The organism is Dapis brunnea BLCC-M229 (assembly GCF_050015995.1).
Classification (GTDB): Bacteria; Cyanobacteriota; Cyanobacteriia; order Cyanobacteriales; family Microcoleaceae; genus Trichodesmium.
The window spans coordinates 17,745-19,575 of record NZ_JBNHEP010000151.1 but is presented as its reverse complement, the minus strand read 5'-3'; the positions used below and the strand labels follow the sequence as shown (position 1 = coordinate 19,575).

Here is a 1,831-nt window from a genome sequence, read left to right as displayed (position 1 = left end):
GAATCTAAAATGTTTTGAATTTCCCGAAAATTTTCCTCTTTAGTTTCTATAAACAGGATACTAAAGATAGGATGTGGTAGATACAAATATAATTTAGCATTAAGAAAATTGCTGAACCCTTTTTCAACTGAGACTTTTCTGAAAAATTTATTCCACTACTGATATTTGTAAGGTAAGGATGAAAAAAAATACTATCTATCGACTGTGATAAATTCACTTAGGTCTGAATCTAAAATGTTTTGAATTTCCCGAAAATTTTCCTCTTTAGTTTCTATAAACAAGATACCAAAGATAGAATATTGTTTGTAATCTATCTTTCTTAACTCCACGGGTTTTTCAAAATTTGCCAGCAATTTATCATAATTAAATGATGTAATCTCATTAACGTTTTTACCAGTCGAATTATCTAATATAACCAAGCTAAATAATTTTCCTTCTTTTCCTTGAATAACTTGACACCAATCTGGCTTTTTTTGGTAGTAAAAATATAAGTAGGAGTTAAAACCATAAGCTAAGAAAGATAAATATGCGGTACTGCACCAACCACCAAATCGAATTGGATTTACTTCAATAGGTAATAAAAGACCATTACTATTTCTTCTCAACTCAATATGTACTGGAAAGTTTTTCACTTTAGCCAAATTACCAATTTTTTCGAGAAAATTTGTAAATTCGTCAAGGTTACTTTCAATAATTTCTTTGGATGAATAATAAACTCTGTCACTAACACTATTTTCTGAAGAAAATATATGTTTAAAAATCCCCAGGATAACTGGTTAGCCAATGGAGTTATAATAAGCATCAATAGCAAATTCTTCGCCGTCTATATACTCTTCAATGATAAATGAATTAGTATTCAATACACTTTCAGGATATAAGTTTATTGTTTGATCTATTTCCTCTGTGATTAAATCGATGGTTTTCAGCCATTCCTCATAACTTGAGACTTGATAAACTCCCATGCTCAAAAAACCAATTGTTGGTTTAATAATAAATGGTATGGGAATTTTATCAAGTTCAATTGTTTTTAGGTCTTTTTTAGGTATTTCTTTGAAGTAGAAGTTGGGAAAGATTGATTTCGTTAGCTGCCGGAATTTCCACTTATTCTTAAATAGCTCTATTTTTTCAGGTATATCGGTAAAATAGAAATGTTCTGATATCCAATGATAGGAATTTTCAGAAGTAGTGTAAATAATTGGATTATCTAATTGTTTAACTATCTCAATTGCTTGCTCTTCAGTAATTATCTTTGTGCCATTATAAAGGTTCATTTTTTAAGCTATATCTGTACCTACTACAGGAATAGCATTATCTCTAACAGTAGCTTTAAAAAATTCTGAAACGTATGGTTTATCTACAAAGAACATAGTTAATTTTGAAAATATAAAATAGCAAGTATGTTTTATTATAATAGCAGATGCCACTATAATTTGGTATTAAGAAAGTTGCTGAACCCTTGTCAACTTAGACTTTTCTGAAAAATTTATTCCACTACTGATATTTGTAGCCTTACTATAACGTCTGAGCATCTATCGAGAATTTTTCTGATGACTACTTTGGAGATTTTCATTGGCTATCTTTTTGATGGAAAGGATGCAGAAAATATTCTATCTCGGCCGACTCATTACTATAACGTCTGAGTATCTGTCGAGAATTTTTCTGATGACTACTTTGGAGATTTTCATTGGCTACTTCTTTGATAGAAGGGATGGATAAAATCTTCTATCTCCGCCGACTTATTACTATAACGTCTGAGTTTTTTGTAAGGGCTTGATTCTGGAAAAAAAGGAATTTTTCTGATGACTATTTTGGAGATTTTCATTGGGTACTT

At 30.1% G+C, this 1,831-nt stretch carries 1 pseudogene; it reads right to left on the bottom strand.

Going from position 1 to position 1,831, the window contains the following annotated elements:
* Positions 1 to 191: 191 nt before the first annotated feature.
* Positions 192 to 1,271, bottom strand: a pseudogene (locus ACP6PM_RS17765) (ATP-grasp domain-containing protein).
* Positions 1,272 to 1,831 lie beyond the last annotated feature (560 nt).